Here is a 24,044-nt window from a genome sequence, read left to right as displayed (position 1 = left end):
GATTCATGGTCTTAACAGCTGAACTTCAACAACAACTAAGTCAGTATTTGACTTTATTAGAAAAAGAAGTTGTCCTGAAAGCATGTCTAGGCGAGGATCCTGCTTCTCAAGAAGTCAAAAGCTTTCTGGAGGAAGTTGTTGCTCTAAGCGGCAAACTTTCTTTAACAAGCGCTGATCTTAAGCTAAAACCTTCTTTTACCATTGATCGAAAGGACTACGATAGCGGTATTTGCTTCGCTGGTCTACCTCTTGGGCATGAATTCGAATCTTTTGTTCTCGCCCTTTTGCAAGTAGGTGGTCGTGCCCCAAAAATTAGTCCTGAACAAAAAGCCCGTATTGAAGGCTTAAAACAAACTTGTCATTTCGAAACATTTGTCAGCCTTAGTTGCCATAATTGCCCAGATGTCGTTCAAGCCTTAAACATCATTTCTCTCCTCAATCCCAATATTTCTCACAGTATGATTGAAGGAGGAAGCTTTAAAGACTTGGCAGATAAATACCAAGTTATGGCTGTTCCGACTATTTTCCTTGACGGCAAAGAATGGGCTTCTGGTCGGCAAAATTTAGACCAAATCTTAGACTTACTTTCTCCGCAAGAAAAACCTACTTATCAAGTTGATGAGCCATACGATTGCCTTGTCATAGGCGGAGGCCCAGCTGGTGCATCAGCTGCTATCTATACCGCTCGTAAAGGCTTAAAAGTAGCTTTAGTGGCTAAAAGTTTTGGAGGTCAGGTCAACGAAACTCTCGGTATAGAAAACATGATCGGGCAAATTTACACTGAAGGGCCAAAACTCATGCAGCAAATTAGGGCGCATGTCGAACACTATCCGATTGACCTCATTGAAAATGTGACCGTATCTTCCTTAGAAGTTGAAGATGAAAAAGTAAAGGTATCACTTGGTGAACAGGGCTATCTCACTTCTAAAACACTGATTGTCGCTACTGGTGCCCACTGGAGACTCATTAATGTCCCTGGTGAAAAGGAATTTAAGGCAAAAGGCATTTCTTATTGCCCTCACTGCGATGGTCCACTATTTAAAGATAAGCCTGTTGTCGTCATTGGAGGTGGCAATTCCGGTATAGAAGCCGCCCTAGATATGGCCAATTTAGCTTCAAGTGTCACCGTTTTAGAATATGCCGATCATTTAAAAGCTGATGCTGTTCTTCTTGAACGATTACGCGAAAAATCCAACGTAACAATTGTGACAAAGGCCAATACCACTGCCATTGAAGGTCAAGGAAAAGTTCAATCCTTAACCTATGTCGACCGAGACAGTCAAGAAAGTCATACGATTAAAGCTGATGGCGTCTTTATCCTGGTTGGCTTAGTTCCAAATACCGATTTTGTTAAAAACTGTCTCACGCTCAACGATAAGGGTGAAATTATTGTAGATGAACGAGGCCAAAGTAACCAAGAACGCATTTTTGCTGCCGGTGATTGCACCAACTCCACCTATAAACAAATCGTTATTTCGATGGGATCTGGTGCTACAGCTGCCTTGAGTGCCCACGACTATCTTATGAGACAAGGCTAATTATTTTCCCTTTCTTCCTAACCAAGAGGATGAAAAATGCTTCATCTTCATTATAAAAACACGTCAATCGTAGCTAATAAAAAGTACAATTGACGTGCTGACTTTGACAGTAAAAAAGCAAGAAAAGCGGGTATAGATGTTGATTTAACAACATTTATACTCGCTTTGTTTTTTATTTATTTAGGCTCTATACTTTTTGATGTTGGTGAAAGAGACAGACGATTGCCTGTACAGCTAATCTACATCACAAAAATGACCTCTTAAGGCTTTTGTCCCTAACACATGGTCTAAGCTCTAAAAAAATCTTTGTCCCAATGGTTGCTTGAATACCTTTTGTCCCTATCTCATGGCCTAAGCTATAAAGTAGTATAGGAGAGAAAACACTTTTTTTAAGCTCTTAGCTAGCTAACTAGCCCTTTAAAAGCAAAGGCTTTACTGGACGCCCCCTATGATCGTAAAGCAAATTTAAGATTTTCTTCCCATCATTCATCGCTAAAGTTAAACGATCTTGATAAGGCTCAGCTAGTTCTTCATAAAGATATAATTCTTCTGACACATCATATTTTTTCCGCAAGCTTTCAACTTCCGCTTGGCTACGTTTTTTAGCATGAGCAGCTGGTAACTTACCGTCTAGTCTTCTTTCTTCAATACGGTAGTAATAGTAATCTTCACCATAATAAATCTCTAAAGCTCCTGTATTCGTACGTAGCTTTTCCACATGATGAGGTTTCTCTTGATGGATTTCCCACCAAGCCTCTATACCCTTAACGGCTTCCTCTTCGCTAGCATATGTCCCGTGCTCTTTACGAACATCATCGCGTCTATTAACCCAATAAGTTGTATAAGCTTTTGTACTCATGACATCGCTCCTTTACCTTTTGTATAGATTTTACCCCATGAAGCACTAACGACAGAGCTTTAAAAATACTACGTTATTTCCTATCCACTTTCACATTTAGCAGCATCATTATTTATTATCCACTTTCACATTTATCGGCTTATGCTTCAGATGGACTTTATCTTTAAAATTCATCAAAATACGTCGTGTCCTCACAAGCTTCATCATCAAAAAGCCCTCGATCCCCTAATGTCAAACAATCTCCCTCTTCATCCGCCTCACTGGAACTTAGCTTGACAAATCGTTTGTTCCATCTCCAATAGTCCAAAAATCGATCCTTTAGCCAATCCGTCAGCTTTAGCATGGGATAAATACTACAGAAACCAATTCCGCCCAAAAGAAGAGATACGATCAAACTAGGTAAAGAGAAGTGCTCCCCAATAACCTCAAAAACAGACAATGCGTATATAAAAGGCGTGGCCAAAAAAGAACCGACAAGTAACCAAGCGCCCGCTAATAAGCTCATCAAGGTTAAGATAATCCACCAGGAAAAGAAGACATTAAGCGATAGGCAAAAACACCATCTTAAGAATCTATCCATCCACTTGTCGCCTCCTTTTTTAAGAAATCTTAACTATTATTAGTTTAATATACTTGGCGGATAAAGACCATAAGCCTTTAGTCTGAAGATCAAAAAATACCAATCTTCTTGAGCAAAAGCTATGTTCTCTAGGCCTATGAATCTCCATTAGTTCATCTCTATTACTTTCGTTTTAGACAATGCCCAAAAATAAGCCCACATTTTCCTTAAAAGTAAATCTCCTTTAACAAAAACTAGCTCTTTGAAATCAGATAAAAAACTGACTTTATAGAGGCATCTCATATAGCCGTCTTAAAAAAAGAAAATTGCCTTTAATAATAGGCTAAAAAAGCCCAAAGATTTGGTCACTATAAACCACCAAACCATTGGACTTTTCCTATTGTTAATTGTTAATGCAATGCTTCTATTACAAAATACTGAAGCCTAGAGACTTTATATCTTTCATGAAGCCTTGGACGGTTTCTAAAGAACCTTCTAGGGCTGTTTTCCCTTGATTTTGTTCATATTTTTTAATCACAGCTGGAGGGCAAGTGATGATATCTACCCCTAATTGTTCGGCTTGATAGATATTATACACTTCTCTAGTGCTGGCCCATAAGAGTTGACAACCCTTCTTTTCACGACAAATGGCTAAAGCTTCTTTCATCACTGGAATAGGATCGATCCCTGCATCCGCCAAGCGACCAGCGAATACGGACACAATGCTATCCACGCCATCTGTCAAATGATCCACCACTTCACGCACTTGTTCTACCGTAAAAATAGCCGTCACATTTAATTTGACCCCTTCTTGGCTCAATTCCTTGATCAAGCTAGCAGTAGATTCTCCCTTGGAATTGATCACTGGAATCTTAACATACACATTTGACCCTAAGCTAGAAATCTTTAACGCTTCTTGTCGCATGCCTTCCAAATCATCTTTAAAGACTTCAAAAGAGACGGGATAGTCCGTTATTTGTCGTACCACTTCACTAGCAAAATCGGTGTAAGAAGTCACTCCTGACTTTTTCATCAAGGACGGATTGGTTGTAAAGCCTGTCACTGTCCCTTGTGCGAGTGCTTCCAACATATCGTCTATACTTGCTCCATCTGAATAAATGGCCGTTGCTAATTCTGTCATTTCCATCTCTCCTTATGCCTATGACCTAAAAATTTCCCTTCAAGCCAAGCTAAGTTTGTATAAGAGCTTTTCTTAACTTATCCTCTTATCTCTATTGACTAACTTAGGGGCTTCCCTAGATCATAATTTGTATTTTTTGAACTATTCCCATGAACATTTTGAATATATATTTTTCATTTAGGGATTGTTTCTATTATAAGCTTATTTAAAAAGGGGGTAAAGCCTTCCAGACTTACTTTTTTGTCCATAGAAATGGTCATTTAGTTCTATTTCAATTCTCTTAGGACTTTTCATGCATTTCTAGCTTATAAAAAAGCCAGTTGACCCTTAGATCAACTGACTCCTGTTTTATTCACTATCACAAGAATAATTTAGTTTAAGACTGTAATTTGAAGCGTCCGACGTCCAAATGCTTGACAGTCTGCTATGCTTTCCATATGGATGTCAATGCGGTTCCCTTTAATCGCTCCCCCCGTATCCGCGGCTAAAAATTCTCCGTAGCCTTCAATATAGACACGAGATCCCAATGGAATCAACTGAGGATCCACTGCGATAACACGAGGATTTTTAGAAAGATCCACTCCACTGGCTGTCATATTGGATAAACCTGCTTGATGACGACTGTAAGCAGTCGCTTCAACAGTGATCACCCGCCCTTGTGGCTTACTTTTTTCTTCAGCTGTAGCATTAGTTTGAGGACTTACCGTTTCCTTTACTTCCTCTTTAGCTTCACTGTTTTTATTATCAGATTTTGCCTCTTGTTTTTCTGTTGCAGGAGCTTCTGTTGCAGGCTCTTGTCCTTGAGGAGCTACTTGATCCGCTTCAGAAGTTTTTGCTGATTGCTCCTCAGATTTTGGGGCAAGCTTACTTTGCTTCACTTCTGTTTGACCTTGTGTAGGGTCTGGTAGATTATATGTCGCCTTATCTCCATCTTTTTCTTCAACTGTCACGGTATGTGCTTCCTTATTATAAGTCAAAACCGTAGCTGGATGAATGATATCCTTATTTTGGATAGAATTGATTTGGGCTAAATGATCGACATCAACCCCCATTGCTTCTGCAATTTGAGATAAGGTGTCTCCCCAAACAATTGTATAACTTAGCTCTTTACCATTCGCGCCTTTTTTCAAAGACTTAGTAATCTCTTCACTCGTCCGAGGGGTCCAATGAACCGATTGACTTGACGCATCGGCTGTTGTTGGCACTTGAAGGACTAAAGCTCCTAAGAGTAGGCTCCCTACAAGCCCCTTAACCATTTTCGTGTTCATCATGATCTTCTCTTCCTTTCTTTGTGACAAGATCACTTTAACACGGATTAAGATTCAAAAAGGCTTTTTCATTCTCTAATAATTGACTAGTAAGATCCTTGTAACTTCTTGAGACATTTTAACAGATCTTGTTATCTTCTGGTAAAACCGTATAGATTCTATGCCCATTTTCGATTCCTTCAAAACGGAATAAAGCTGAATCGTAATAGACCTTTAATTGCTCTAAATCCCCATCCATCAACCTTTCCGAAGCTTTATACATAGCTTCATAAGCGGGCATGGAAAGAATGATACGCATTTGTAACATTTCGTCCAATTTTTCTTGGTGAAGATGTTCTTTATAGCCCTCAACCACTGTCATGGTAAAGAATTCGCCTACAGCTCCAGATCCATAACTAAACAGCCCAATCTCATCTCCTGCTTTCAATTGGTGGGACTTCACTAGCAAACTAAAGAAAGCAAGATAAAGTGAACCAGTATAGATATTCCCCACTTTTCGGCCATAGTAGGTTGAATATTCATACAATTCTTTTAATTCTTCTTCTCGTTTATTCCCTTCAATGAGCGGAAAGAGCGCTTTTTTCCCCATTTTGCTATAAGGAAGATGGCAACAAATAGCCTTAAGATCTTCATAGCCTTGCCCTGTCATCTCTAGATAGTCTTGACTAGTTCTCTTAAAGAAATCTATATAAGCTTCATTAGAAAACTTTCCATCGACTAAGGGATATTTACAATCCAAGGGGCGCCAGAAATCAGCAATATCATCTGCATAACAAGCTGAATTTTCCGAAATATAGGCCAGACGAGGGTCAGCTGAAATCAGCATAGCCACACTTCCAGCACCTTGTGTGGGCTCACCACCAGAATTTAAACCATATTTGGCAACATCAGATGCAATAACCAGAGCAGTAGCTTCAGGATGGCGAGAAATTTCTGCAACAGCAGCCTGCAAACCAGCTGTTGCCCCATAACAAGCTTGTTTGATTTCCATTGTCCGCACATTCTTCTTTAGACCCAAACTCTTTATCAAGAAAAGAGACCCTGCCTTCGAATGGTCCACTCCTGTTTCAGAAGCAAAAATCAGCAAGCGCAAGCGGGATAGTTTATTTTGTGTAACAGGATCAGGAGAAGAGATAATTTGCCAAGCGCTATTCATCGCTAAGGACACACTATCTTGACTCGGTGGAGTCACTGACATTTCATCCTGTCCAATCCCAATATGAAATTTAGCTGGATCTTGCCCCCTATCATGGGCTAAATCATCCATCTTTAACATATAAGATGGTATATACACAGACATTTGATCAATTCCGATTCGCATAGATCCTCCTACTTTCTAAAGAGCCGGCAAAGATAGCCACCCTTAATTCGCGGTTTTCATAACTAGATATTATCATAACACTACTATATACGATAAAGAACTAAAAAGAAAGCACCACCACTATGTGCGACCGAGAGCGTTTAGGAGAAAACCACTGGAGCCCTTTGACTCAGGACAAAAAGTCCTGAAAGGCAAAGGGCGAAGTGGACCTTTCTCCTGCTCAAGGAAGCACCACCACTATGTGCGACCGTGAGCGTTCAGGTCAGCTATTCACCATATATCTCAATAGTCTTCAAGACTAGTTCAGCCGCCAAATGTCCTACTTCTGCTACAAAGCGATCAAAATCCATACTGGTATTTTCTTCAGAATCGGCCCCAGCACTGTCAGAAATCGACCGAATCACTAATACAGGAATCTTGTACATATAGGCTATTTGAGCAATCGCACAGCCTTCCATTTCACAGGCTAAAGTTTCTGGGAAATGCTTTGTTATATTGGCTCTTTGTGTGTCACGACAAACAAAGGTATCACTTGTGACGATTAATCCGACATGATAGGCCCAAGCCATTTCTTTTGCAGCTTTTTCAGCAGCTTCTATCCAAATTGGATCACTTGGATAGTATACAGGCAAATCAGGTAATTGGCCATAAGGTCGACCAAAACTTGTAATATCTACATCAGCATAGGCCAAAGTATCCGCAATGACTAAATCTTTGATCTTCACATCTTTCATCACGCCTCCACTAGACCCAGTATTGATCAAATGATCTACCCCGAATTGTGTGATCAAAACTGTGGCTACAGCGCCCGCTGCAACCTTCCCTACGCCACATTGGACAACAACACAATCTTTTCCTTTTAATTGCCCCTCATAAAATACATGTGGCCCCACACTAATTTGCTTTGCATCAACCATTTCATCCAATAAAGTCCGACATTCTACATCCAAAGCTGCAATAATCCCTATTTTCATTGTCAATTCCTTTCTTTTCTCAGCTCTACTTCTCCTAACGACTAGTAACGAGATAAAACTAATGCTCTAAACGATCAACAAAAATATTATCTGCCGCTTGAGCACTTAAGGTAATCACATGGTCGCCTCTCTGGATCGTCAGTCGATTCTTTAAAGGAATATTTTCAACCACTCGGTAAATTTCTCCAAGTGAAATTTGTTGCACCTCTACTGCCATCAAAATATCAGGGTCATCAAGGAAGCGATGGATTCTCACTTGTTTACCCTCTTTAACCTCTGACAAAGGATGTAATTCCTCTTTGCGATACAGGCCATCCCTATCTGGAATAGCTCCTCCATGTGGACATTGTGTGGGAAAATTCAAAAAAGCTTCTAACTTATCAATGAACTGATCAGAGCAAGCATGTTCTAATACTTCTGCATCTTGATGAACTTCTGATAAACTATAAGCCAATTTTTCTACCAAGAAAACTTCTAAAATACGATGTTTTCTAATTAAAGCTGAGGCCACCAACTGACCTTCTTTTGATAAACGAAAACCACGTGACCGTTCTTTTAATACGAAGCCCTCTTTCACTAACTTGTTCATCATATCAGTCACGCCTGGAGGGGAAATTTGCAAGGTCTCTGCAATAAGTTTATTGGTCACTTTTTCATGGACTTCACTTAACTCCATCATGACTTTTAAATAATCTTCTTTACTTGGGGTCATACTACTTCTCCTTCTTTTTCATCCGCCAGCTAAAAGGGCTCAATGGGGTTAGCCATTCCATATTTCGCTGTTTAATCCACTCGATCATCAAAGCAATTATAGCATTTAAGGAAAGGATTAACAGTAGGGCTGCGTAAAGGCCTTTATATTGCCCCTTCACATAAGATTGGAGCAGGTATTTCCCTATCCCTAAATGCGTTCTGTAGTTTTCTGTCACAAAAATAATCATTAGCGTCATTCCTACTAACTGCCTTGCCATGAAAATCAAACGAGGTAAAACAGCTGGAAAGGCTACTCTCTTAACCCACATACCCGTTGAAAAATCTAGAGATCTAGCAATCCAAAAATAGCGTTCTGGCAACTCAACCAAGGATTCATAGAGAGGCATCCCCACATAAAATATACTCACAAAAACCAAAACAAGTAGTTGAGCTATAAAAGGATTTTTAATAAACAGGTAAAACAAAGGGAAAAAAGCAATACGGGGTAAATCATATAAGGTCTGCCCTATTGGCAAAAGATAGCGTCTAGCACGATAGGAAGTTGCCATCCAAAGCGCCATCAAGCTCCCCAGTGTATAGGAAATAAAAGAAGCAAGCAAGAGTCTCAAACAAGTCATCCCAAAATGTTTCCAAATAATCTGCTGGGTGAAAAGATAGGTCAATACGGTAAAAGGCTGAGGTAAGCACTCATTTTTATAGAGGATGGCAACTATAAACCAAGCAAAAATAAGCCATACTGTTCCATAGACGCAACGTTTAACAGTCATGAGTCGCCCCTCCTAAATATTTTTCTATTTTCCTATAGTATTGACGATAAGCCGGAGCATCCTCCTGCCTTTCCTCATCTCTTAAAGGATTTTCTTCAAAGGTCAAGAGCCGTCCCTTCCTTAATACGGCTACATAATCTGCCATAACAAGCGCTTCATGGATTCGGTGAGTCGCAAGTATTATAGTCGCGCCTTGTTCTTCCTTGATCTTTTCTAATTCTTTCCAGGTTTTTTTGGCTTCTTCAGGAGAAAGCACTCCTGTAGGTTCATCTAAAAAGATATACGGGGGATGCTTGACTAAAATCCGAGCAAGCGCTACAGCTTGTTCCTGACCTAGACTTAACTGATGGGGATAGCGATCCTTGTATCGAAGTAAATCTAATCTTTCCAAAGCTTCAAACAAGAGCCTATCCACTTCCCTTTTATCCAAAAATTGTTTATGAAAACCTAATCGTATGTTTTCTTCAACAGTCATCCAAGGAAATAAACTAGATTCTTGAAACAAAAAACCGATTTGATGAGGGTAAATTGTGGGGCTAATGTCTCCAGCTTCATGAGGCAATAAGCCCGCTAAAGATAAAAGAAGAGTAGATTTACCGACCCCTGTTGGACCAAGAATGGCCAAAAGCTTCCCTTTAGCTAGTTGAAAGCTCAAATGATCTAACACCAGACTATTCTCTTGACAAACCGTCCAGTCACTGACCTGTAACATGTTCTCCCTCCTTTATAGCTTGCTTGTTCTTCCGCAAAATTGCTGACACTTATCGTTACAAATGAGATTCTCTCCTATTTTAGCATTCTTTTGAAAGAAATGACTCTAATTTAACGCTTTCCTTCTGCTTTTATCTTTCACTTCAAAGCTCCACACAAGAAAATCTAAAGCTCTCCTCTCTAATGATTGAATCAGTAGCATTATGCTATACTATACTTATAAAGATAGGGCAAAATAAGCTTATTTTTAAAGCCAAGTATATTTTTAGCCACACCCAAAAGGAGGTTTTTTATGACTATCAACGATTTTTTCCAATCTCTCAATAGAAATTTTCAAGCACAAGGGGCAGTTTACCAAAGAAAAGTTGCTAAGCCTATCAAATCCTTGCCTAAAAAGCTCTGGCCTAGTTTTTATATCCTACTGACTTTGGCCTGGGCAATGGCCTACTTCGTCAGTTTGCCTCCTTTAAACTGGCAATCTTTGGATACTTGGGGCTTCTTTATTCCACTTGTCGGGAGCTATATTTTTCTCCATTATTTACACCGTACCATCACACATCCTTATCTCCCAGCTAAACAAGTTTTCAAACCTGTAAAACTCTATCTTAAAGCTGTTGCCATCCTATTTTTCATTGGCCTCCTAGTTCTTTTCTTCACTTCCCCTATTTTCAATGCCAAGGCTTACAGTCGGCTTATAACACCTCATGAGGGGAAATTTGAAAAAGCCATCACGGAAACCAAAATTGAACAAGTCCCAATCATCGATCGTGGAACAGCACAACGCTTAGGGAATAGGAAATTAGGAACCATTACTGACTTAGTTTCGCAATTTGAACCTAGCCCAGCTTATACCCAAATCAACGTCGCTAACAAACCCGTTCGAGTGAGTCCTTTACGCTACGCCGGTTTCTTTAAATGGTTAGCCAATTCCAAGCAAGGGATTCCTAATTACCTTTCTGTCGATATGACTGACGGAGAAGTGAAATTAATGAAACCAAGGCAAGCCATGAAATATACAGAATCAGAATATTTCTTCCGCCAAATTGATCGCTATCTTCGTTTCAATTATCCAACAAAAATTTTCGGCCATCCAAGTTTTGAAGTAGATGATAAGGGTGATCCTTACTATATTGCTACAACTTACCGGAAAAATTTCCTTCTCAGATCCATGGAGCCAAACGGAGCTGTCCTAGTTAACGCCATGGACGGTAGCCATCATTTCTATAACTTAAAGGATATTCCAAACTGGGTGGATCGTGTCTATTCGTCTAAAATAGTTGTCAATCAATTAAATCAACATGGCCTATTTAAAAATGGCTTCTTCAATAGCATACTAGCTAAGAAAGGAGCCACAAAAACAACTAAAGGATATAACTATATCGTTTTAAACGATGATGTTTGGCTTTACACTGGGATTACTTCTGTCACCAGTGATGATTCTAACATTGGCTTTGTCCTCACTAATATGCGGACAAAAGAAACGAAGCAATTTAACGTACCTGCTGCAGAAGAATACTCTGCCATGCAGTCTGCTCAAGGTGCCGTTCAAGAGAAATCTTACAAATCCACCTTCCCTATTTTAATCAATAAAAATAATCGACCAACCTACATCATGTCCCTAAAGGATAAAGCAGGACTAGTAAAAATGTATGCTATGGTCGATGCGCAAGATTATCAAAAAGTAGCTACCGGAAGTTCCCTTCAAGCCGTCATGGCCAACTACGACCAATCTCATCTTGCTAACTCCTCTGATGAAGATGAGAAAGAAGAACAAAAAACGATCACAGGTATCTTAGAAGATAAACAGTCTGTTGTCATAGATGGTAAAACAGTCTACTATCTCTTAATTGATGGAGAGGTTTACTACGCTCCTGTATCAATTAACGATCGACTTCCATTTGTCCAAAAAGGGCAAAAACTCAGCCTTAAAGTTGATCATAAGAAAAAGGCTCATGAAGTAAAACTAGAGACTAACTAAGGGAATTGGGGCAATTACTGTCACTCATCCTTCCATTTTTAATGGCATAAATCAAAGGAACAATTCCATTCTTCTATTGACAAGGCGAAAGTACTAAAGCCAGTAGCCTGACTTTGATACTTAACACATAATAAAGCGAGTATGAATGTTGATTAAGCAACATTCATACTCGCTTTTTACCTTTAACCTATCAAAATATTTCTTCCTTCTATAATCTTTAAAATAGTTTCATGATAGTGCTCTTGACACATTTGTGTTATCTCTCGCCTTTTATAACTGATATTATTTACATGATTCACAGGCATAATCCCCATCAGAGAATTCGTTACAAAACATTCGTCCATTTCTTCCAGATCTTCTCTTTTGATGATCTCTTCTCTAACTGAAAAATTTTCTAAAAGGTATCTTCTGACAATTCCTGGCAATAAGCCACAAGATACTGGCGGAGTAATGACTTGACTATCCTTCACAAAAAACACATTGCTAACTGTCCCTTCACAGACTTGTCCCTTACTGTTAAATAATAACAACTCATCTACGGCAAGATCTTTAGCATGCCTTTTTTCTAGAATAGAATCCCCATAATTCAAAGTTTTATGTCTAGTTAAAAAGGAGGTCTCATTTCTATAAACCTGACTAAAATCAAGAGAAAAGCCCTTAATGTACCGTTCTTTTGTATAGGGATTATCCCGTAATATCATCACTGTATTTTGAGAAGATATAATAATCTTTAGCGCATGCTCACTGCATTCATTTTTAGCCAAATAGTCCCTGATTTCTTCTTTTGTGACAGAACGCTTTATCCCCAAAGCCTTTAAGGACTGATTCATCCGTTGTAAGTGCCAATCTAAAAATAGAGGAATCCCTTTTTTAACAGCAATTGTTTCAAATACACCTAGGCCAAATTGATAGCCTTCATCCATAGTGATCTGCATATCTTCCTCCTTATTGCTATCCTTTCCTCCTAGTACTTGAAGTAAGTTATTTTAAACTCTTGTTCATTTTCTCTTCTCTAATCCTTTTCTTCTAGTACTTGAAGTAAGGCCTTTGCTTTTTGTAGAGTTTCCTCATATTCGAATGTCGGATCCGATTCACAAGTGATCCCACCACCTACACCCAAATAATAGTTTTGATCTTTATATAAGGCGGTTCGAATGATGATATTAAAGTCGCAAGAGCCATCCAAGGACAGATAGCCCAAAGAACCGGTGTAAATATTCCTGCGACTATGTTCCAACTCATCAATAATTTCCATTGCCCGAACTTTTGGTGCTCCTGTAATAGACCCACCAGGAAAAGTCGCATCCAAAAGGTCCATCACTGTCAGATCTTTACGCAGTTGCCCCTCTATATTAGCGACTAAATGAAAAACTGTCGCATAACTCTCTATTTTAAATAATTCGGTGACTTTGACTGATCCTGGCAAGCACACACGGTTAAGATCATTGCGTTCTAAATCAACGATCATTAATAATTCACTTTGATCCTTTTTGGATTCTGCTAAGTCTTTTTTCATTAGATCGTCTTCTTCTTTCGTAGCGCCTCTCTTCCTTGTCCCCTTAATTGGACGTGTCACAATCTTTCCTTTTTTCATCTGAAGGAAACGCTCAGGAGAGGAAGAGACAATCTTAAAATCTCCATAATTGCAATAAGCTCCGAATGGCGACGGATTTTCTTTTCTTAACTTTTCAAACATTTCATATGGTGATAGGCAACTTTTTACCTTTAACTGCTGGGTTAAATTTGCAACACAAATATCCCCTTCGACAATATAATCCATCACTTGACTTACCGCATTCATATAGTCTTGCTTTTCAAAATTGGCCGTAACTTGCTCTGCTTTTTTCAAAGACTTTCTATCTTTTACTAAGAGTGTATCCCTTTGAACTAGGCTTTGACTTCTTTGAATAAGTTCTTTTAATTCTTCTATTCCCGACTGAGCATCCTGTAAATGATCATTGGCAACAAGCCATAATTTCTTTTCTTGGTGATCTTCAATAATAAAATGATCATAAAATATCAATATACAATCAGGAATATCGACATCCTTTTTGCAATGAGCCTTGACATTTTCCTTTTTTCTTCCATAATCATAGGAAAAATAGCCAATTGCTCCCGAAGTTATGGGCAAATGAGTCTGATTGATTTCTTTATGTTCTTGCAAATACTTTTTCACATATACTTCAAAAGGGATTTCAGATAATTTCCCGTTAACTGTAAAACTCGTCCCATTGACTAGCTTCAAATATGGCTTTAGTCCAATAATGGAATAGCGCCCTAAATGATTTTGTAAAGAGGAATCTAAAAACACAGCATCTTTTTCCTCATGAAGTAGGCTAAAAATCTGATGAATCGGTGGGTACTGTTCCATTTGCTCAATCAACTGCATGATATTTCCTCCAAGACTTACAAATCAGTTGAAAATTCGCCAAAAGTTCATGCCCATATTCAGTTAAAATAGCTTCTGGATGAAACTGAACTCCATAAATGGGTAAATGGCGATGCTGTAGCCCCATAACACTTCCATCCTCACTAAAAGCTGTTACTTTTAAACTTTCTGGCAAAGATTCTTCTAAAACGACCAGTGAATGATAATGGGTTATCTGATAATTTTGCGGTAGATCGCGAAACAATCCTTTACCATCGTGCTTTAGTCTTGTTATCTTCCCATGTAAAGGCCGACTCCCCTTAACAACATCTGCTCCAAAGAAAAGCCCGATCGTTTGGTGCCCTAAACATACGCCCAATATTGGGATCTTATTTTTAAATTTTTCAATGACTTTTTGGGATTCTATGGCATCTTCCGGTCGTTTAGGTCCTGGTGACAAGATAATCCCTTCTGGTTTTAAGGTCTCAATCTCAGTTAAATCCATTTCATCTGCTCGCTTGACGAGAACTTCCTGACCTAATTCTTGCATATAAGCGGATAGATTGTATACAAATGAATCATAATTATCCAATATATAATACATAAAAAGGACCTTCCTCTCTTTCATTCAAACATTTACAGTCGTTATCCTAAAATGAGCCTAGGTCCGTAACCTGCATACATCGTATTATAAAGAGCCTATCCTAAAAATACAATGTGCTAAAGAAATGAATACAGATCTCCTCTTTCTCAAAGAAACATTCGTTTAAGCCCAATTAAAAATAGGCCTTTACGCTACACTTCCCCCTATTAAATAAGAATCCCCCAACTCATCAAAAGGCTAGAGTTTGGGGGATTTGGTTTAGATAAGATGCGCTGTAAAACTATGGGAGAAGTTCAGCACTTAAGGCATACTTTTGCTCATTTTATCGCACTAGGTCAGTTTTTTTTCAAAGCTTCTATCCTACTAAAAGATATGAGCTTGCTTTTTCTCCTTAGTCTATTGAAATATTTTTCCATTTCTCTGCAGGGAAAACCATTGGCCCCTGCATAGCTTGATAAATAGCTTCCGCTTTTATAGGAGAAGATACCGTAGCTAGAAGGGCTAAAGCAAATGGGAAAGCTGGAGCTGGTCCACGACTAGTCAGTATTCTCTTATCTAAAACAACTAATTGATCTTCTGGTTTTAAACCTTCAAAATACTTTTCTTCTAAACCTGGGAAAGCTGTAAAGTGTGTCTCTTTCAATAGTCCTGCCTTCTCTAAAACAATCGGTCCTGCACAAATAGCGGCTACAAGTCCTTCGTTAGCGTAAACCTCTTGGATAAATTCACGAGCCTTTAGATTGTCACGTAAGCTTTCAGCGCCTCCCATCCCACCTGGAAGGAAAACTGCTTTTAAGTCTTTTGGATCGAGCTCTTCCATTAACGCATCTGTTTTAATCGTAACCCCTTGTGCAGACAAGACTTCTTTCTTTCCATTTGTACTCAACAAGACTACTTTTTCACCTGCACGGCGGAAAACATCCACTGGTAATAAAGCTTCAATCGTTTCAAAACCATCCGCTAATAAAACCCCTAAACTATATACCATCCTATTCATCCTTTCCATAACATTTTTAGTCAACTATAGCTATTGCCCTATACTTCTTGACCTAGGGCGATTTTTTATTCATCTTGGCTATTTTAGCTAAGCCAGTTTATTTTAAGGTAGTTTCCCTAATCTACAATAGCTTTCATGAGCTTCTAAGTTAGGGTGCGTGCTTAACTGGCAAGCTGATTGTTTTCTCCACTTATCCAAACCTTCTGTATAAGCATAGAAAAATTTTGCTGCCCCATAAGCTGATGAATCTTCTTGAATTCTTTCAATTAATGGGCGATTTAATAAGTCTGCTAGGATCTGCTTTAAAGGTTGAAATCGCATAGCGCCACCAGAAATAACGAGTTGATCAGACTTTTCTCCCACTTCTTCAGTTAAGGCAACCAAGCGAGCAAGATTCATCATAAGACCTTCTCCGATAGCTCGCATAAAATCTTCAATCTGATGCTGCATCGAGACATGTAAAAATTCTCCCTTAACCATTTCATCCATCACTAAAGATCTCTCGCCTAATAAATAAGGCGTAAAGCTCAGTCCATGAGCGCCAATTTCTCCCTTTTTCATCAATTGACATAAGTCAGTAAAATCTCGATTAAAGAGTTTTCTAGCCCATTGGAGGACATTTCCTCCATTATTCGAAGCCGCCCCAATGACATATAGTCCTTGAGTTAACTCATAACAAAAAGTCCGACCTTTGTCATCTAAGGCAATTCGTGAGGACATTTGTCTCACAGCTGCTGAAGTGCCTACCGTAAGACTTGTCTCTACTTGACCGTTGTAACTGGCAAAAGTGGCTAAGCAGCCATCACTAGCTCCTACCATTACAGGTATGGACTCCCACTCAGGTAAATCGGGGCAAGATAAGGGATAAACCTTTGTTGAATCTACTAATCTTGGTAGTGAGTCTATATCCATATCCACTTCCGCCAAAATAGCTTTATCCCATTGCCTTTGATAAAGATTTCGTAAGCCAGTTGCTCCAGCACAAGCTTGGTCTACCACAAAATACCCAGTAAGGTATTCCATTAAAAAGGACTTGATCCCTGCTAGATAACGATAGTGTTGAAAAGCCTGTTTATACTGATCCTTAGCCCAAATAAACTTAATCATTGGAGACATGGCATGAATAGGCATACCCGTTTGCCTATAGAATTGTCGCCCAATAGCTGATTTTCGCATGGCTTTAGCCACTTCTTTGGAACGACTATCTGACCAGAGTAAAAGAGGAGTCAAGGGTTTAAAGTTTTCATCTAAAAGCATCCCCGAATGCATGGCAGAAGATAAGCTCAATCCCTTAATAGATTGAGTCGGGCAAAAATGACCTATCCCCTTCAACACATCCACCACTGCTTCTAAGAGTTGATAAGGCTCTGCTATACAAGATCCTCCTTCTCCATAAACAGCAGAAATAGTTTTAGCATAGCTAGCCGTCACTTCCCCCTCATCTGTCACCGCAAGGGCTTTAACAGTCGTTGTCCCTATATCTAGACCAATCACTACTTCCTCTTTCACTCCACTTCCCCCTCTCCTCTTCAAAATGCAAGATATAAATAGCCCAACAGCTATCCTTCTTTGGATCAGCCCTTTTCTTTCTAAGGCAATCCCTTCTGACTTGGATCAGCCCTATTCTGTCTAAGGCAATCCCTTCTGACTTGATCAGACATTTTCATATCAAATAAATTAGGCCTAGTTCATGCCCTTTTCTTTCTAGGGCAAATCACTTCCGATTTAATCAGACATTTTCATATCAAATCAACTGAGTCAAATTCAAGCCCCTCTTCTTTCTTAGACAATCTCTTCTAAAAAGAAAAATTAAACCATCATCACTAATAAACCATTCAAGCCATATGATGGCCCTTCTTTTCTGGCTGAATGCAATCGAGGATCTGTATAGGTCGATTCTTTGCAAGAAGAAATTTGCTCTTCTTTTAATCCCGCTTCTTTTAAAATGATCTTGTTCGCATGAGCCATCTGCAAGAAATATTTACCCGGCTCATTTTTTGCCAAGAAGAATTCATCACGGCTAGGAAAATCCTTGAAAGCTTCATAGACAGGTTGATCTACCTCATATATTTTAGGATCAATACAAGGGCCAATGTAGGCGAATAGGTCTCCCCTCTTGCTCCCAACTTCTTTTCCCATCAGTCGAATAGCTTCTAGACTAATCCGCTGCTGAGTCCCCCGCCAACCAGAATGGACAACAGCCAAAGCTCTTTTAACCGGGTCATAGAGAACAACTGGGGTGCAGTCGGCAAATTTTACCAAAAGCGCCTGACCTTTTTCACTGGTCATCAAGCCGTCCGTTTCTTCAAATTGTGGGTAGCCCATAAAATCTGTTGCTACTTTTCCATCCACTCTTACTACCCTGCTGCTATGAGTTTGTTGACAGGTATAGACTTGTTCAACATTCCCTTGCAGAGAATTTTTCATTGCTTCTAATGACTCCTGATAAGCGATGGGTTCTTTCTGCCCTCGTAAGTTATAATCTACTCCAGCTAAAGCTAAAGTTAATCCTTCTTTAGACCATTGTATTGGAAACATTCAACTTCCTCCTTTTTAATTGAGCCTATAACGTAAATAAGGCCGAAATTCTTCTGGGACTTCCTCATCAGGAACCAAGCGGCAGATGAGTTCTTTTTCTTTTAACTCTATACAATTCCCCTTGAAAATATAACGGCAATCCAAATGATAATGAAAAGGCTCATCTTTACTAGGGTTGGCTTGAATAGGGATCAGATTAAGGTCAATCAGTTCCAGATCTTTTACATCTTGGGGGACAATTTTTCTCCCTGTTTCTTCAGCCAACTCTCGGCAAGCTGTTTCAAAGGGCCATTCCCCCTGTTCAACATGTCCAGCCGGCAAGAGCCACTCCTTTTGGTAGGGATGAAAAACCATTAACAATTTCCCTTCAACAAAGGTCACCACACTTGCAGAAAGATGATAACTAGTCTTTCGATCGACCCACAATTCATCCCTTTGACTTGGCAATTGTGCTTTCAACACTTCTCCTTTTTTGACCTTGTCTAGGCTAAACTGATCTAAGCACTTATCGATCCATGTTTGATAGGCTTTTCCCACATCACCACCCCTTTTACCCTTTAAGCATTAAATCAAGCGTGTCTTTCCATCTTGCCTTTTATGAAATTTCATGACCAGTGGACGAATTTTCTTCAGTAAATGGAAGGAGCCGAATACGACAAGAACAACCCTTTTCTCTTTCTCTATTTGCTCGGCTAACTGATAGGCTGAAAGAATTGCCTCTTCTGGATCCTTGATGACTTGTTGACTTAAGTTAGGGAAAACTTCCTTATACAAAGCCCCCAGTTCATCAGCTTTCATGGCTCTTTCTGGATGAAATGCTTGGGTCACAATAAGCTGATCCAAAAAATCAAGATAAGGCAAGGACTCTAGCACTTGCTTATCCTTCAAAAAAGCAGAAACACCGATAATCGTGCATCCTTTGAACCATTCCTTCACACTAAGAGATAATTCCTTGATTCCTGCTACATTATGCCCGCCATCTAAAATGGTCAAAACAGGCCCGTCTAGGCATTCAAATCGACCTCTTAGAGTCAAATGACTAAAAGCTTTCTCAAAATCCCTATGAGATAATTCTAAAGACTTTATATCCGCATAATCCTTTAAGAAACAGGCGACCGTCCGTAAATTTTGCAATTGATAATGACCTAGTAAAGAAAAATGAAACTGATAAGAAGACCAATCCGGATAACGCAGGTCAATTTTTCTAAGTGGCCGCTTCTCTCCATTTGAAATCCACTCATCACTATAGTCCTCTACTCTTATCTCAATAGCTGATCCATCCGTCAGATAAGCTACTCTTTCTTGACAAATTCTTTCAAGAACTGCTTGAGTTTCAGCTTTTTGAGGGTAGGCAGATATCACCCGATCTCCTTGCCTAATCATTCCTGCCTTATTCTCTGCAATTTCCTTGACAGTTCTTCCTAATATATTCATATGATCCAAACTAATAGGCGTAAATATCGAGTAATTTACCCGATCAACGGCATTAGTCGCATCTAAACTACCGCCCAAGCCACATTCCAAAACTAGAGTATCCACAGCCTGGTCTTTAAAGTAAAGAAGAGCGATACAAACAGCTACTTCAAACTCTGATAAAGCCGTTTGATCGCCCAATAGCTTCTCCACTAGCCCTAAAATTTGTTTTTCATAGCGCTCGAAACTTTCTAAACTTATCCATTCCCCATTCATTTGAATCATTTCTCTTGGATGATCAAAGTAGGGACTCGTAAAATAGCCTACTTTCTGTCCCTTTACTTCCAAAAAGGCCCCGATCATACTTGCCGTAGACCCTTTTCCATTAGTTCCACTCAAATGAATGATCTCATAGGCATGATCTGGATGATTCAAGGCTTCTAAAACCTTTTTCATCGAAGATAAACGATCTCCTTCTCCATACCTCGTCTCGACTAAATGGATGCTAGTCCTAGCTCTTCTATCGACCATTTCTCTCCTTCTTTCTCGCGCTAGTCTCTATAAGTTCCTCTTACTAGGCTCTATAGCATTTTACTCACTCTCGTTTTACTAACAAGCGATTAATCCTAGTCCCTATAACGGTTGACGGTTTGAAGAAACTCCTTGCGCAAGTCCCTATCCCGATCAAATTCTCCGGTAAAGAAAGTGGTTCGAGTCACTGAATTGGTTTTCTTCACGCCTCTCATTTCCACACACATATGTCTGGCATCTACCACTACGGCCACACCGTAAGGGTCTAAAATATCTTCTAAAGTATCGGCAATATCCTTGGTAATCCGTTCTTGTAAATTCAACTGACGAGAGACATGGTCAACTAAACGTGGTATTTTACTCAAGCCAATGATCCGCCCAGCCTTAGGAATATAGGCCACATGAACCTTCCCAAAGAAAGGTAGCATATGATGTTCACACATGGAATAAAAAGGAATATCATTCACTGATACCATTTGCGCATTTTGTGCTGTTTCAGATTCAAATAGCTTGTAGTTGGTAAATTCCTTTTCAGTCGTGCTGGCTAAAATTTCATCATACATTTTAGCCACCCGTTTAGGCGTTTCAAGTAAACCTTCCCGATTAGGATCTTCGCCAACTGCTGATAATATCTCTCTAACCGCCGCTTCAATACGCTCCTGCTTTGTTTTTTCCATCGTCCATTCTCCTATACACTGTATTTCTTGCTTCTCACCCTTGAGCTGAATAATAGTGTTTAAAACCTCTTCTTGACAAAAAAATTCGTCTGTCCATACATCCGTCAAAGGCACTAATACAAATAAACGTTTATACATTTCCTTATGTGGAACAATTAGCCGTTCATGCTCTATAGTTTGATCTCCATAATATAACATATCTAAATCAATCGTTCTAGGACCCCAATGAACTAATCTCTCACGCTTTAAGTCCTGCTCAATTTTTTGCATCCTATCCAACAAATCTAGTGGCGGTAAAAGCGTTGATAGGCGTACAGCGATATTCAAGAAAGCTCCTTGTTCTACCCCTCCAACTGGACTGGTCTCATAAACACGAGACACTTTTTCGACTTCAATCTGTGGATCTTCAGCTAATCGCTTCACAGCTTCTTTCAGATAGGCTAAGCGATTCCCCAAATTAGAACCAAGAGAAAGATAGACCTTAATCATTGAGGTCATCCCCCATTTCAACTTGCACGTAATCTAAAATGCCATCAATAGGCAAAGCGATTTTACGCAACTTGACATTCACCTTGCTCAATTGACCTTTTGTATCCCATGCCTTAATGGCCTCTACTATTGACTGGGCCAATGTCTCAATTAAATCCGCCCGACTGTTTTCGACCTCTTCTTTTATAATGTCATAAAAATCTGCATAGGAAACAGTATCCTCAATAGAATCACATTTAGGTGTCTTTTTGACTTCTACAAGTAAGTCCAATTCTATGGCTTGACCTAATTTCTTTTCTTCTTCAAAGACCCCAATATGCGAATGGAACTTCATGTTTTTCATCAAAATCCGATACATCCTCAATCGCCTCACTTTCGCTCTTCTTTTTCATTTTTCATTCAAATCTAAAAAAGCCTCATCCTCCCTTGATTATACAAGTCCATAAAAAGCATAGCAACAATAGAAATTTCAAATACATCCCTTAAAATAGATACTTGCTCCAGGACATAGCTTAACGATCAAACGGCTTTATTAAGCTCCCTTATCTGTTCCTGAAAATTCTTGCATTTCTTTCTGAAATATGCCAAGTGCTTTCTTCCATAAGTTAAAAATTTGTTGACAAAACGATTTTTATCCATCACTTTCCGCCTCTTTTTTTGAGTCTATCTAGGATAGTCCATTAAGATATGCTATACTTTATAGGAGAAAAAGTGCGAACGTTTGCTCTACTGGGGGACGAACTCTTGCAACCATTTTCTTTCAAACAAGTCTCTCCCTTCTTCTTCAATTAAGCACGTCTTACTTTTGTACTCTACTGGTTCCTATACAGAAAGAAGGGCTCATTTGCTGGATAAATGATCATCCCCTCTTAGATCGAAAAGGAGAACTTCTCATAGAGATAGACCTTTATCTCTATTGGTCATTTTCATTCACTCAAATAAACGAATTAAAAAAACTTTTTTTAGAATGATTCAAAAATATTTCTTCTGTCGTATAGTTTATGACAATAATACAGTCAAGTAAGAGTATCCTTATTTGTATTTTCTCAAAAGGGATAATTGGGAACCATTTTACATTCATCACTCGCATCAACATTTTCAACAAAGGAAGGATAACCGCCGATGAATTTTATTTTCTTTAACGCTTTACAGGCCATCCTACCCGTAGCTTTAACACTTCACCCAGACCCTAACAACGAGTCCGCACCTTCTAAAAATACTTTCCCTGCCGCAGATTTGTATAACTTCGACCTCCTTGCCGATTATGGTAGAGAAAACCAAAATACCCTACAATTTGTTCCTGGCTTCTACAACGAGTGGTTTGCCATAGCTCATTATAATATGGACACTGTCATTGTTGGCCCTTTCCTCTTATCGCCATTAGAAGGCCGACCAATCACCAAATCCTTTAACCACCTTTTATCCAAAGAGGACGCCAAACGACTCAAACACGAATTGTTGGCTTTGCCTTTACTCTCTCTTGAAGGTCTTTCTGAAATGCTCATCCTCATCAACTTCTGTATGACAGAAAAACTATCTAACTTATTGCCGAGCCAAATCAAAAAATATTCTGATCTCATTCAATGGGAACATATCCAACAAACCTTGGATAGCTTTGATCATCCTCGTTGCAATCAAACCCAACAATTTTACCAATTCGAAATTAACCTCGTGCGCTATTTGCAAGGTAAAACTGATGTTCTAACAGAAGGTACTCCATGCCCAAACAAGCGCCCTGTAAAATCACTCAAACGCCACCAAAACTACACCACTTTTCTTCTTGAATTGATGAACAGAGTGGCTTTAGCTGAAGGTGTATCGGCCAAAAAAAGTTATGCTCTACGTACAAACACATTAAAGGCTAATGCTGCCAGTAAAAGTCCGGAAGAAAGCGTGAAAATTCGTTTTCAAGCCGCAAAAGATTATCGTGATTTAATCGAAGAACTCGCACCAGATCACAGTGATTGCTTGGTGGATCATATTACCAATTACATCCACTCCCACTTGACTGATTCTTTAAAAGTCTCTGAAATCGCTCGCCATTTCTACATTAGCGAGTCCCAACTCCGTAAACGATTTAGAGATGAAATGGGACTTTCCGTCTCTGAATATATTGGTCAAGAAAAAATCAAATGCGCCAAAAAACTTCTCACTCAAGCCACTAGCTTAAGCCTGAAAGATATTGCCAAACAGCTAGGTTATTTTGACCAATCTCACTTTTCCAGATCTTTCCGATCAGCAACCGGACTTTCGCCTAGTGAGTATAAACGGTCTAAGGTCACTTTCTAAGTTTTTATTGGCTCTATTCTCTCCCCGCACAGCTGACTTTCTTTTTTTAGGGGAAGAGAACGAGCCTAAGTCTATCTCTGGGCAAGGGAAAATAGACTAACCTTCCCCCTAGCGCTCTTTTCAAGCGTCAACAGGTTCTATTTAAGCTGGATAGGGTTTCAGCTCTTCTTTCAGCTTGGCAAGGCTCTAAATTCTCCCTTGCTTTCCCTACAAGTCCGTGCTACAATCAACACAAAACATAGCTTATTGATCGATTCTTTAGTGAAGCTTCTCAGCGTTCAGAGAACTGGCGGAGGGTGCAAGCCAGA

Annotated in this window: 22 protein-coding genes; 3 read left to right on the top strand and 19 right to left on the bottom strand. The window is 39.4% G+C overall.

Going from position 1 to position 24,044, the window contains the following annotated elements:
* Nucleotides 1-5 precede the first annotated feature (5 nt).
* A complete protein-coding gene (gene ahpF, locus D3H64_RS05065; protein WP_121565186.1) occupies nucleotides 6-1,538 on the top strand; it encodes an alkyl hydroperoxide reductase subunit F in 1,533 nt (510 codons plus the stop codon).
* Between the two features lie 409 nt (nucleotides 1,539-1,947).
* Here ahpF and D3H64_RS05060 read toward each other — a convergent pair whose 3' ends face one another.
* The 9 genes from D3H64_RS05060 to D3H64_RS05020 form a co-directional block, all read right to left on the bottom strand.
* Complete coding sequence (locus tag D3H64_RS05060; RefSeq protein WP_121565185.1) at nucleotides 1,948-2,397, bottom strand: hypothetical protein; 450 nt, start codon at nucleotides 2,395-2,397, stop codon at nucleotides 1,948-1,950.
* Between the two features lie 163 nt (nucleotides 2,398-2,560).
* Nucleotides 2,561-2,977, bottom strand: coding sequence for a hypothetical protein (locus tag D3H64_RS05055; protein WP_121565184.1), 417 nt, complete (start codon nucleotides 2,975-2,977; stop codon nucleotides 2,561-2,563).
* 406 nt (nucleotides 2,978-3,383) lie between these two features.
* The gene (locus D3H64_RS05050) at nucleotides 3,384-4,103 is read right to left on the bottom strand and encodes a transaldolase (protein ID WP_199700140.1); all 720 of its coding nucleotides are present in this window, start codon (nucleotides 4,101-4,103) and stop codon (nucleotides 3,384-3,386) included.
* A gap of 365 nt (nucleotides 4,104-4,468) precedes the next feature.
* Complete coding sequence (locus D3H64_RS05045; protein WP_121565182.1) at nucleotides 4,469-5,368, bottom strand: 3D domain-containing protein; 900 nt, start codon at nucleotides 5,366-5,368, stop codon at nucleotides 4,469-4,471.
* Between the two features lie 115 nt (nucleotides 5,369-5,483).
* A complete protein-coding gene (locus tag D3H64_RS05040) occupies nucleotides 5,484-6,686 on the bottom strand; it encodes a hydroxymethylglutaryl-CoA synthase (protein WP_121565181.1) in 1,203 nt (400 codons plus the stop codon).
* Nucleotides 6,687-6,952: 266 nt separating this feature from the next.
* On the bottom strand, nucleotides 6,953-7,660 hold the full coding sequence (locus D3H64_RS05035; protein WP_121565180.1) for a 5'-methylthioadenosine/adenosylhomocysteine nucleosidase: 708 nt from the start codon (nucleotides 7,658-7,660) through the stop codon (nucleotides 6,953-6,955).
* Between the two features lie 58 nt (nucleotides 7,661-7,718).
* Nucleotides 7,719-8,372, bottom strand: a complete 654-nt coding sequence (locus D3H64_RS05030) for a metal-dependent transcriptional regulator (RefSeq protein WP_121565179.1) — start codon at nucleotides 8,370-8,372, stop codon at nucleotides 7,719-7,721.
* A gap of 1 nt (nucleotide 8,373) precedes the next feature.
* Nucleotides 8,374-9,141, bottom strand: a complete 768-nt coding sequence (locus D3H64_RS05025; RefSeq protein ID WP_121565178.1) for an ABC transporter permease — start codon at nucleotides 9,139-9,141, stop codon at nucleotides 8,374-8,376.
* On the bottom strand, nucleotides 9,131-9,853 hold the full coding sequence (locus tag D3H64_RS05020; RefSeq protein ID WP_121565177.1) for an ATP-binding cassette domain-containing protein: 723 nt from the start codon (nucleotides 9,851-9,853) through the stop codon (nucleotides 9,131-9,133). The genes D3H64_RS05025 and D3H64_RS05020 overlap by 11 nt, the downstream gene beginning before the upstream one ends.
* A 291-nt stretch (nucleotides 9,854-10,144) precedes the next feature.
* On the opposite strand from D3H64_RS05020, the gene D3H64_RS05015 reads away from it, so the two are divergent.
* Complete coding sequence (locus tag D3H64_RS05015; RefSeq protein ID WP_121565176.1) at nucleotides 10,145-11,830, top strand: hypothetical protein; 1,686 nt, start codon at nucleotides 10,145-10,147, stop codon at nucleotides 11,828-11,830.
* 182 nt (nucleotides 11,831-12,012) lie between these two features.
* Here the strand turns inward: D3H64_RS05015 and D3H64_RS05010 are convergent, their stop codons facing one another.
* The 10 genes from D3H64_RS05010 to folB form a co-directional block, all read right to left on the bottom strand.
* Nucleotides 12,013-12,765 carry an aminotransferase class IV gene (locus D3H64_RS05010; protein ID WP_121565175.1) on the bottom strand — a complete coding sequence of 251 codons (753 nt, stop codon included), beginning with the start codon at nucleotides 12,763-12,765 and terminating at the stop codon, nucleotides 12,013-12,015.
* A 77-nt stretch (nucleotides 12,766-12,842) separates the two neighbouring features.
* A complete protein-coding gene (pabB, locus tag D3H64_RS05005) occupies nucleotides 12,843-14,219 on the bottom strand; it encodes an aminodeoxychorismate synthase component I (RefSeq protein ID WP_121565174.1) in 1,377 nt (458 codons plus the stop codon).
* The gene (locus tag D3H64_RS05000) at nucleotides 14,206-14,802 is read right to left on the bottom strand and encodes an aminodeoxychorismate/anthranilate synthase component II (RefSeq protein WP_121565173.1); all 597 of its coding nucleotides are present in this window, start codon (nucleotides 14,800-14,802) and stop codon (nucleotides 14,206-14,208) included. The genes pabB and D3H64_RS05000 overlap by 14 nt, the downstream gene beginning before the upstream one ends.
* A gap of 391 nt (nucleotides 14,803-15,193) precedes the next feature.
* Nucleotides 15,194-15,790: a DJ-1 family glyoxalase III gene (locus tag D3H64_RS04995; protein ID WP_158589226.1), complete on the bottom strand. Its 597-nt coding sequence runs from the start codon at nucleotides 15,788-15,790 to the stop codon at nucleotides 15,194-15,196.
* A 111-nt stretch (nucleotides 15,791-15,901) separates the two neighbouring features.
* Nucleotides 15,902-17,308: a gluconokinase gene (locus D3H64_RS04990; RefSeq protein WP_147429895.1), complete on the bottom strand. Its 1,407-nt coding sequence runs from the start codon at nucleotides 17,306-17,308 to the stop codon at nucleotides 15,902-15,904.
* 300 nt (nucleotides 17,309-17,608) lie between these two features.
* The gene (gene pgeF, locus D3H64_RS04985; protein ID WP_121565170.1) at nucleotides 17,609-18,337 is read right to left on the bottom strand and encodes a peptidoglycan editing factor PgeF; all 729 of its coding nucleotides are present in this window, start codon (nucleotides 18,335-18,337) and stop codon (nucleotides 17,609-17,611) included.
* A 15-nt stretch (nucleotides 18,338-18,352) separates the two neighbouring features.
* Nucleotides 18,353-18,874, bottom strand: a complete 522-nt coding sequence (locus D3H64_RS04980) for an NUDIX domain-containing protein (RefSeq protein WP_121565169.1) — start codon at nucleotides 18,872-18,874, stop codon at nucleotides 18,353-18,355.
* 27 nt (nucleotides 18,875-18,901) lie between these two features.
* On the bottom strand, nucleotides 18,902-20,281 hold the full coding sequence (locus D3H64_RS04975; RefSeq protein ID WP_121565168.1) for a folylpolyglutamate synthase/dihydrofolate synthase family protein: 1,380 nt from the start codon (nucleotides 20,279-20,281) through the stop codon (nucleotides 18,902-18,904).
* Between the two features lie 95 nt (nucleotides 20,282-20,376).
* Nucleotides 20,377-21,447, bottom strand: coding sequence for a GTP cyclohydrolase I FolE (gene folE / locus D3H64_RS04970; protein ID WP_121565167.1), 1,071 nt, complete (start codon nucleotides 21,445-21,447; stop codon nucleotides 20,377-20,379).
* Nucleotides 21,440-21,805, bottom strand: coding sequence for a dihydroneopterin aldolase (folB, locus tag D3H64_RS04965; protein ID WP_121565166.1), 366 nt, complete (start codon nucleotides 21,803-21,805; stop codon nucleotides 21,440-21,442). The genes folE and folB overlap by 8 nt, the downstream gene beginning before the upstream one ends.
* A 764-nt stretch (nucleotides 21,806-22,569) precedes the next feature.
* Here folB and D3H64_RS04960 point away from each other — a divergent pair.
* Nucleotides 22,570-23,736 (top strand): YSIRK-targeted surface antigen transcriptional regulator, encoded by a 1,167-nt coding sequence (locus D3H64_RS04960; RefSeq protein WP_121565165.1) that lies wholly within the window; start codon nucleotides 22,570-22,572, stop codon nucleotides 23,734-23,736.
* Nucleotides 23,737-24,044 lie beyond the last annotated feature (308 nt).

Source organism: Atopobacter sp. AH10, assembly GCF_003664595.1.
In the GTDB taxonomy this organism is placed as follows: domain Bacteria; phylum Bacillota; class Bacilli; order Lactobacillales; family Aerococcaceae; genus Atopobacter.
The sequence above is the reverse complement of the archived record's forward strand: the minus strand, read 5'-3'. Positions and strand labels throughout refer to the sequence as shown.

Bases quoted from the DNA above. Each gene is read 5' to 3' on its own strand.
- D3H64_RS05020 (WP_121565177.1), bottom strand. From the start codon at position 9,853: ATGTTACAGGTCAGTGACTGGACGGTTTGTCAAGAGAATAGTCTGGTG.
- D3H64_RS05025 (WP_121565178.1), bottom strand. From the start codon at position 9,141: ATGACTGTTAAACGTTGCGTCTATGGAACAGTATGGCTTATTTTTGCT.
- D3H64_RS05050 (WP_199700140.1), bottom strand. From the start codon at position 4,103: ATGGAAATGACAGAATTAGCAACGGCCATTTATTCAGATGGAGCAAGT.
- D3H64_RS05040 (WP_121565181.1), bottom strand. From the start codon at position 6,686: ATGCGAATCGGAATTGATCAAATGTCTGTGTATATACCATCTTATATG.
- D3H64_RS05035 (WP_121565180.1), bottom strand. From the start codon at position 7,660: ATGAAAATAGGGATTATTGCAGCTTTGGATGTAGAATGTCGGACTTTA.
- D3H64_RS05055 (WP_121565184.1), bottom strand. From the start codon at position 2,977: ATGGATAGATTCTTAAGATGGTGTTTTTGCCTATCGCTTAATGTCTTC.
- D3H64_RS05060 (WP_121565185.1), bottom strand. From the start codon at position 2,397: ATGAGTACAAAAGCTTATACAACTTATTGGGTTAATAGACGCGATGAT.
- D3H64_RS04995 (WP_158589226.1), bottom strand. From the start codon at position 15,790: ATGGTATATAGTTTAGGGGTTTTATTAGCGGATGGTTTTGAAACGATT.
- D3H64_RS05010 (WP_121565175.1), bottom strand. From the start codon at position 12,765: ATGCAGATCACTATGGATGAAGGCTATCAATTTGGCCTAGGTGTATTT.
- D3H64_RS05030 (WP_121565179.1), bottom strand. From the start codon at position 8,372: ATGACCCCAAGTAAAGAAGATTATTTAAAAGTCATGATGGAGTTAAGT.
- D3H64_RS04975 (WP_121565168.1), bottom strand. From the start codon at position 20,281: ATGGTCGATAGAAGAGCTAGGACTAGCATCCATTTAGTCGAGACGAGG.
- ahpF (WP_121565186.1), top strand. From the start codon at position 6: ATGGTCTTAACAGCTGAACTTCAACAACAACTAAGTCAGTATTTGACT.
- pgeF (WP_121565170.1), bottom strand. From the start codon at position 18,337: ATGTTTCCAATACAATGGTCTAAAGAAGGATTAACTTTAGCTTTAGCT.
- D3H64_RS05000 (WP_121565173.1), bottom strand. From the start codon at position 14,802: ATGTATTATATATTGGATAATTATGATTCATTTGTATACAATCTATCC.
- D3H64_RS05045 (WP_121565182.1), bottom strand. From the start codon at position 5,368: ATGATGAACACGAAAATGGTTAAGGGGCTTGTAGGGAGCCTACTCTTA.
- folB (WP_121565166.1), bottom strand. From the start codon at position 21,805: ATGTATCGGATTTTGATGAAAAACATGAAGTTCCATTCGCATATTGGG.
- folE (WP_121565167.1), bottom strand. From the start codon at position 21,447: ATGATTAAGGTCTATCTTTCTCTTGGTTCTAATTTGGGGAATCGCTTA.
- D3H64_RS05015 (WP_121565176.1), top strand. From the start codon at position 10,145: ATGACTATCAACGATTTTTTCCAATCTCTCAATAGAAATTTTCAAGCA.
- D3H64_RS04960 (WP_121565165.1), top strand. From the start codon at position 22,570: ATGAATTTTATTTTCTTTAACGCTTTACAGGCCATCCTACCCGTAGCT.
- pabB (WP_121565174.1), bottom strand. From the start codon at position 14,219: ATGCAGTTGATTGAGCAAATGGAACAGTACCCACCGATTCATCAGATT.